Annotated in this window: 6 protein-coding genes; 3 read left to right on the top strand and 3 right to left on the bottom strand. The window is 68.8% G+C overall.

Translation table 11 applies throughout. The features are described 5' to 3' along the window. Positions 1-86: 86 nt before the first annotated feature. The 3 genes from ACFU5V_RS08300 to ACFU5V_RS08290 form a co-directional block, all read right to left on the bottom strand. Positions 87-1,595, bottom strand: a complete 1,509-nt coding sequence (locus ACFU5V_RS08300; RefSeq protein ID WP_378698435.1) for a carboxyl transferase domain-containing protein — start codon at positions 1,593-1,595, stop codon at positions 87-89. Next, complete coding sequence (locus ACFU5V_RS08295) at positions 1,595-2,791, bottom strand: CaiB/BaiF CoA transferase family protein (RefSeq protein ID WP_378698312.1); 1,197 nt, start codon at positions 2,789-2,791, stop codon at positions 1,595-1,597. Before ACFU5V_RS08295 ends, ACFU5V_RS08300 begins: the two co-directional genes overlap by 1 nt. A gap of 153 nt (positions 2,792-2,944) precedes the next feature. Next, positions 2,945-4,309: an SLC13 family permease gene (locus tag ACFU5V_RS08290; RefSeq protein WP_378434103.1), complete on the bottom strand. Its 1,365-nt coding sequence runs from the start codon at positions 4,307-4,309 to the stop codon at positions 2,945-2,947. 193 nt (positions 4,310-4,502) lie between these two features. On the opposite strand from ACFU5V_RS08290, the gene ACFU5V_RS08285 reads away from it, so the two are divergent. From ACFU5V_RS08285 to ACFU5V_RS08275, 3 genes are all read left to right on the top strand, one after another. Further along, positions 4,503-5,198: a FadR/GntR family transcriptional regulator gene (locus ACFU5V_RS08285; protein ID WP_072936901.1), complete on the top strand. Its 696-nt coding sequence runs from the start codon at positions 4,503-4,505 to the stop codon at positions 5,196-5,198. Positions 5,199-5,354: 156 nt separating this feature from the next. Then, the gene (locus ACFU5V_RS08280; RefSeq protein WP_276137100.1) at positions 5,355-5,783 is read left to right on the top strand and encodes a RidA family protein; all 429 of its coding nucleotides are present in this window, start codon (positions 5,355-5,357) and stop codon (positions 5,781-5,783) included. 37 nt (positions 5,784-5,820) lie between these two features. Then, on the top strand, positions 5,821-7,791 hold the full coding sequence (locus ACFU5V_RS08275) for an FAD-dependent oxidoreductase (protein WP_378698310.1): 1,971 nt from the start codon (positions 5,821-5,823) through the stop codon (positions 7,789-7,791). The last annotated feature ends 5 nt before the right edge of the window (positions 7,792-7,796 follow it).

The raw sequence follows: 7,796 nt of genomic DNA, 5'->3' as shown, positions 1-7,796 counted from the left end.
TATTTTTGTGGTGGCGGCTTGTTTGGACCTTTTTGTAGAGGGGGACCGTGGTGCAGACCCCCCCCTCCCCCCCCCCCCCACCGCGGTCATGCGGGTGCGGGCTGCAACAGACCGATCCGGTCGAATCGCGCCGCACGTTCGGAGAGTCGCTCGGTGGTGTCCGCCGCGTCGAGGAGCGCCAGCTCGCGGTGGAGCACCGCACCGACCCGGGTGCAGAATGCCGTGGATTCCTCGGCTGCGTCGGGGAATTCGGGGATCACCTCGTCGACGATGCCGCTCGCGAGGAGATCGGACGACCGGATGCCCTGGCGGGCGGCCATGTCCGGCGCGTGCGCGATGTCGTGGTGCAGGATCGCGCTCGCACCCTCGGGCGGCAGCGGCGACAGCCAGCCGTGCTGGGCCGCAAGCACCCGATCGGCCGGAATCAACGCGAGCGCGCCGCCGCCGGTGCCCTGCCCGAGCAGCAGGGAGATCGTGGGAACGTCGAGTGAGACCATGTCGGCGATGCAGCGCGCGATCTCGCCGGCGAGCCCGCCCTCCTCGGCCTCCTTCGACAATGCCGCTCCCGCGGTGTCGATGACCGTCACCAGCGGCAGGTTCAGTTCCGCCGCCAGTCGCATTCCCCTGCGCGCTTCCCGCAGGGCGGCCGGGCCGAGCGGCGACCGGGTGGTCTGCCCGCGACGGTCCTGCCCGAGCAGGACGCAGGGCATGTCACCGAACCGGACGAGCGCGAGGATCAGACCCGGATCGATCTCCCCCTGACCGGTTCCGTTGAGCGGGAGAACATCCGAGGCCGAATGGAACATCACGTCGCGCACGCCGGGCCGGTCTTCGCGTCGCGACGCGAGCACCGACTCCCACGCGGGCACGTCCGGCAGACTCTTGTGCACGGCGGGGTCGGCGGGAGCCGGCCGGCCGCCACGGCTGGACGTGATGATGCGCAGCGCGCGGTCGACGATCTCGGCGAGCTGATCCGGCGGCCGCACCGCGTCGATGAGTCCGTGCGCGTGCAGGTTCTCGGCGGTCTGGACACCCGTCGGGAACGGCGACTCGTACAACGCCTCGTACACGCGCGGCCCGAGGAATCCGACGAGCGCTCCCGGTTCCGCGATGGTGACGTGGCCCAGCGATCCCCAGGACGCGAACACCCCGCCGGTCGTGGGGCTCCGGAGGTAGACGAGATACGGCAGGTGCGCCTCCTTGTGCTTGATCACCGCCGCCGTGATCTTGACCATCTGCAGGAACGCGGTCGTCCCCTCCTGCATGCGCGTCCCACCCGACGTCGGCAGGGCGAGCAGCGGAAGGCCTTCGCGGGTGGCACGCCGGATCCCGGCGACCAGTCGCTCCCCCGCCGCCACTCCGATGGAGCCGCCGAGAAAACCGAACTCACAGACGAGGATTGCGGTTCGGCGGCCGCGGATGGTGGCGGCTCCGGTGAGCACCGCCTCGTCGAGGCCGGTCTTCTCCTGCGCGCGGAGCAGCTCGTCCGCGTACTCGGAGTCGGCCGCGACCTCGATCGGTGGGATGTCCCACGACTCCCAGGTGCCGGCGTCGACCACCAGATCGAGCAGTTCGGGAGCGGTCAGGCGCGCCATCAGCTGCATTCCTTCAGCCACGACATCACGGTGTCGTTGTCCGCGCCGAGGACCGGCGGTGCGGTGTGCCGGGTCTCGGTGACCTCGGTGCCGTCCGGTTCGAAGAACCGCAGGGGCGGGCCGGGCAGCGTGATGTTGCCGAGGGTGCGGTGGTCGACGTCGACGAGCAGCCCCTGCGACTTGGTCTGCTCCCATTCGTAGACCTCGGAGATGGTGCGGACGCGTCCCGCGGGCACCCCGATCCGGTCGAGTTCGATCAGGAGTTCGTCGCTCGTGTACGCGCCGAACGCGTCCTCGACCAATTCGAGGACCTGCTTGTGGTTCTCGACGCGTTCGGGATTGGTGGCCATGCCGGGGGCGTCGGGGTCGAGGTGGAAGCCCGCGCAGAACCGCTTCCACAGCCCTTCGCTGCCGACCGAGATCTGCACGGCGCCGTCGGCGGTGCGGAACAGTCCGTACGGGGAGATCGACGGATGGTGGTTGCCCTGCGCCTCGCCGACCTCGCCGGCGACGGTCCACTTCGTCCCCTGGAAGGCGTGCACGCCGACGACGCTGGCCAGCAACGACGTTCGCACGACGCGGCCCCGTCCGGTGCGTTCGCGTTCCTGCAACGCGGCGACGACCCCGAACGCCCCGTACATGCCGGCGAGCAGATCCGCGATGGGGACGCCGACGCGCTGGACGTCGTCGGGATTGGGTCCGGTCAGCGACATCAGCCCGGCCTCGCCCTGTGCGATCTGGTCGTAGCCTGCGCGTCCGCCTTCGGGTCCGTCGTGACCGAAACCGCTGATGGACAACACGACCAGGCGCGGGTTCAGTTCGGCGAGACGCTCGGTGGTGAACCCGAGCCGGTCCAGGACGCCGGTGCGGAAGTTCTCCATGAGGACGTCGGCCCGCCGGACGAGGGACTCGAGGGTGGCCCGTCCGTCTTCGGCCTTGAGGTCCAGGGTGATCGACTTCTTGTTCCGGTTCGTGGACAGGAAGTACGTCGATTCCCGCTCTGCGTCGGCGGGTTCGACGAACGGCGGCCCCCACCCGCGGGTGTCGTCGCCGCCGTGCGGGGTTTCGACCTTGATGACGTCCGCGCCGAGGTCGCCGAGCATCATCGCCGCGTGGGGACCCGCCAGTGCGCGCGTCAGATCGACGACGACCACTCCTTGCAGCGGACCCGTGCGCTCCATCGTTTTCGTGGACATGTGAAACCACCGTTACTTCCTGGCGAGAGCCGCGATAGCTGGACTGTTGGTGCAGTGACCTAGTGGACTAGCCAATTAAATGAAACATCTGATCCGACCGATGTCAAGAGCTGAGTTTTCGAGGTGGCGGGCCTGACGCCTACCCGTCGGCGGTCAGAGCCAGCCGGGCACCACGAGAATCGCCCAGGCCGCGAGCGGCCCGATGGCGACGACGAGCGCGCTGTACTTCAGGATCTGCTTGTAGAACCGGTCACGATCGACGTTCTGCGCGTTCGCGAGGACCAGCGCGCCGTTGGTCGAGAACGGGCTGACGTCGACGATGGTCGAGGAGATGGCGAGCGCGACGATGACACCCACCGCACCCACCTCACCGGCGAGAAGGAACGGAACCGCCAGCGGAATCGTCGCGCCCAGGATCGCCGTGGACGAGGCGAACGCCGAGACGATGGCCCCGATGTAGCAGAGGAGCAGGGCGACGAGGAGCGGCATGCCCAGGCTCGCGACCGCGTTGCCGACGTACTCGACCGTGCCCGCCTCCTGCAGGACGCCCACGAACGTGAGGACGCCGCCGATGAGCAGTACCGTCGACCAGCTGATCTGCGCGATCGCACCCTTCTGCGCCTTCGGTGAGGCGAGCGCCAGGACGACGGCCACCGTCATCGAGATGAATCCCACGTCCAGATCGAGGATCAGCGAGAACACGGCGAGCGCGGCGAGACCCACCAGAGTGAGGGCCTGATCGAACGTGACACCGGAGCGCGCGGGTGAGCCCGCGAGGGTCTGCACCGGACGCACCTTGGTGGCGGTGGCCCCGCCCGACCCCGCGTCGCCGCCGGTCGTCGACGCTCCCCCGCCCGAGCCGCCGGTGCCGGTTCCCGCCGCGTCCTCGACACCGTCGTCGTGCACGCTGCGTCCGATCAGGTCCCGCCCGCCGAGGAACACGAACAGCAGTACTCCGATCGCGGCGTTGAACAGGAGGCTTCCGAGGAAGAGGGTGAGCGGGCTGTTGGTCAGTCCCGCCTTGGACGCGATGTCGTTGACCGTGACGCCGTAGATGCTGATCGGCGAGAATCCGCCGGCCTGGGCCCCGTGCACGACCATCATGCCCATCAGGAGGGCGTTGATCTTGTACCGCGCGGCGAAGCCGAGAGCGATCGGCGCGACGATCGCCACGGCGGCGGGGCCGAGCGCACCGATCGCGGTGAGGACCGCCGTGATCCCGAACATCACCCAGGGGATCAGGGCGACACGACCGCGGACCAGTCGAACCGCCCCGCGGACCATCAGGTCGACGGTGCCGTTGTTCTGGGCGATCGCGAAGAGGTAAGTGATGCCGACCAGCGTGAGGAACAGGCTGCTGGGGAATCCGGCGATGATGTCGTCGCTGCTCATGTGCAGCGACAGGGTGCCGACGAAGAAGGCGGCAACGAAGCCGAGGGCGCCCATGTTCACGGGCAGCACGGTCGCCGCCAGGAACATGACGGCAAGCGCAAGGATGGGGATCAACTCGGTCGACATGAAAGTCTCCGGTTCTGTGGCAGTGGCAACTGGTAACGGCAGGCACCCCGAGAATTGACTCAGTGGCAAATTGGCCTAGCCACTTCATCGAAGCAGTGTTGTGGATCACTGTCAACAGCAACTGTGCGTGCGGTTACCCGCCTCCGGGAGATACCGTGGAGTAGTTTCAGTGGAATGGAGAGTGGGTGGCCCAGTGGCTGAGCAACTGCGTCCGGTAGCGCGACCGCGGCTGTACGAGGTGATCGTCGAACAACTCTGCGCCCACATCGCCGAACACGAGATGACGCCGGGCGACCGCCTCCCCGCCGAGCGCGAACTCGCAGCTCAGCTGGGAGTGTCCCGCGCGTCCCTGAGCCAGGCCCTCGTCGCCCTCGAGGTGCAGGGCGTGGTGTCGGTGCGGCACGGCGACGGCGCCGTCCTCGTCCGACAACCCATCGAAGAACGCGCGGTCAAGGCCCTGCGGGAACACGCCGATCGCCTGCCCGAGGTGATCGAGGCCCGCGAGGCACTCGAGGTCAAACTTGCCGGGCTCGCCGCCGAGCGCCGGACCGACGCGGAGATGGCGGCGATCGATTCCGCCCTCGCGACGATGGAGTCGGAGATCGCCGCGGGCGATCGCGGCGTCGTCGGTGACGAGCAGTTCCACGAGGCCATCACCGTCGCGGCGCACTCGTCACTGCTGGCCAAGCTGATGCACGAGATCTCCGGGCTGATCCGGGAGACCCGGATCGAATCCCTCTCCCAGGCCGAACGACCGCGAGCCTCGCTCGAAGGGCACCGTCGCATTGCGACGGCGATCCGTGACCGGGACTCCGCGGGCGCCTCCCGTGCCATGGCCGATCACATTCGGATGGTGTCCGACGTCGCGCTGCTGCGCGAGGGCGGGTAGGGCCACCACAGGACGCGGACACACGTACGCCTGACTAAAGCAGTGATACGGGTTTGTCCAACAGTACGGTTACGCCCTGGTGGGCCGTGCCATAGCGTTCCCTCTCGTCAGCCACCGCGATCCCGCACTCCCGGGACGTCTACCGAGAGGATCACCATGACGACCACCGAGAACATCGTCGAAACCCGCCCCGCCCCCTTCACCTGGGCACAGTCCGCGCAGTACAGCCAGGGCGCGAAGGCCGGGGACCTGGTGTTCACGTCCGGTCAGGCCGGCTACGACGACGCCGGCAACCTCGTCGACGGCGGCTTCGAGGCGCAGGCCCGCCAGGTGTTCCGCAACATCGAGAAGATCCTGACCCAGCACGGCGCCTCGATGTCGTCGGTGGTCAAGCTGACCGCCTACCTGGGCGACCGCGACGACTTCGACACGTTCAAGAAGGTCCGCGCCGAGTTCTTCTCCGCCCCGTACCCGGCGGTGACCGCGGTGCAGAACTCGTTCCTCGTCGAGGGCATGCTCTTCGAAGCGGACGCCGTCGCCGTGGCCGGTGCCCAGCGCGTCCTCGCCGACACCGACGCCGGCTGACCACCCCTTCCACCACCAGTACAGAACTGGGATTTCCATGTCTGAGACCCTCTTTCCGACGCTGTTCTCCCCGCTGCAGGTCGGCGACGTCACCCTCAAGAACCGGATCTTCTCCTCCGGGCACGACACCGTGATGGTGCACGACGGCGCGGTCACCGACCAGCTCGTCGAATACCACCGCGCCCGGGCGGCCGGCGGTGCCGGACTGATCGTCATGCAGGTCGCCGGGATCCACGAGACCGCGCGGTACACCTACCACGTGCTCATGGCCACCGACGACAGCTGCATCGCCGGCTACCGGCGCGTCGCCGACGCCGTCCACGAGCACGGGTGCGCGCTGTTCGGTCAGGTGTTCCACCCGGGCCGGGAGATCATGGAATCCCAGGACGGTGCGCTTCCGGTCGCGTACGCCCCGTCGGCCGTGCCGAACGAACGATTCCGGGTCATGCCCCGGCCGATGTCCCAGGCGATGATCGCCGAGGTCGTCGCCGGATACGCGGCCGGGGCGCGCCGGCTCCAGCAGGCCGGACTCGACGGTGTCGAAGTCGTGGCCAGCCACGGCTACCTGCCCGCCCAGTTCCTCAACCCCGACCTGAATCTGCGCACCGACCGGTACGGTGGCGACCTCGACAATCGGATGCGGTTCCTGCGCGAGATCATCGCCGCCGTCCGCGAGGCCGTCGGATCGGGATTCGCCGTCGGCGTCCGCGTGTCCGGGATCGAGCACTCCTCCGTGGAGGACGAACCCACCGACATCGTCGAGGTCTGCCGCCGGCTCGACGCGGACGGGCTGCTGGACTTCCTGAACGTCACCGAGGGCACGTCCGCCAGCCGGTCCGGGTCCATGCACATCGTTCCGCCGATGAGCGAGGAGGCCGCCTACACCGCGCCCGCCGCGGCGAAGATCAAGGCAGCGGTGTCGATTCCGGTGCTCGTCGCCGGGCGGATCAACCAACCGCAGGAAGCGGAGATCGTCGTCGCCAAGGGTCAGGCCGACGCCTGCGCCATGACCCGCGCCCTGATCTGCGACCCGGACATGCCGGCCAAGGCCCTCGCCGAGCGGCCGGACGACATCCGAGCCTGCATCGGCTGCAACCAGGCGTGCATCGGCCACTTCCAATCCGGCTACCCGATCTCCTGCATCCAGCGCCCGGAGACCGGACGCGAACGCGAGTTCGGCACGCTGGTGCTCACCCCGAAACCGACGGACGTCATGGTCGTCGGCGGCGGACCCGCCGGGATGAAGGCCGCCGTGGTCGCCGCCCAGCGCGGGCACCGGGTCACCCTCTACGAGGCCAGTGGCCGAGTCGGCGGACAGGTGCTGCTCGCCGAGCGGCTGCCCGGCCGGTCCGAGTTCGGCGGCGCCGCCACCAATCTGCAGTCCGAACTCGACCGCTACGGGGTGATCGTGAAGACCCGCGTCGAGGTCGATGCGGCGATGATCACCGCGGAACGACCCGACCACGTCATCATCGCGACCGGCGCCACCCCGTACCGGCCGCACCTCGAACTGGACGGCGATATGCCGGTCCTCGAGGCGTGGGACGTGATCGGCGCGAACGGCGGCAACACCCCCAAGGGGGAGATCGTCGTGGCCGACTGGCGCGGCGACTGGACCGGGCTCGGGGTCGCGGAAATGCTTGCCCGCGACGGGCGCAAGGTGACCCTGTGCGTCAACGGCTACGCGGCCGGCGAGAACCTGCAGCAGTTCACCCGGGTGTCGATGCTGCGCGCGGCCACCGAAGCGAAGGTGCGCATCGTCCCCCACGCCCGCCTGTTCGGGGCGGACGACGACACCGTGTACCTGGTCAACACCCTGACCGGCGAACCGATCATCCTCGACGGCGTCGACGGACTCGTGCTCGCCCTCGGCCACCAGCAGAACGACGCCCTGCTCGCCGACGTCGAATCCACCGGCATCCCGTTCACCGGAGTCGGCGACTGCCTCGCCCCACGCACCGTCGAAGAGGCCGTCCTCGACGGATTACGCGCGGCCGCCGCCGTCTGAACCTG

This window comes from Rhodococcus sp. NPDC057529 (assembly GCF_042802055.1).
Taxonomy (GTDB): domain Bacteria; phylum Actinomycetota; class Actinomycetes; order Mycobacteriales; family Mycobacteriaceae; genus Rhodococcus_F.
The sequence above is the reverse complement of the archived record's forward strand: the minus strand, read 5'-3'. Positions and strand labels throughout refer to the sequence as shown.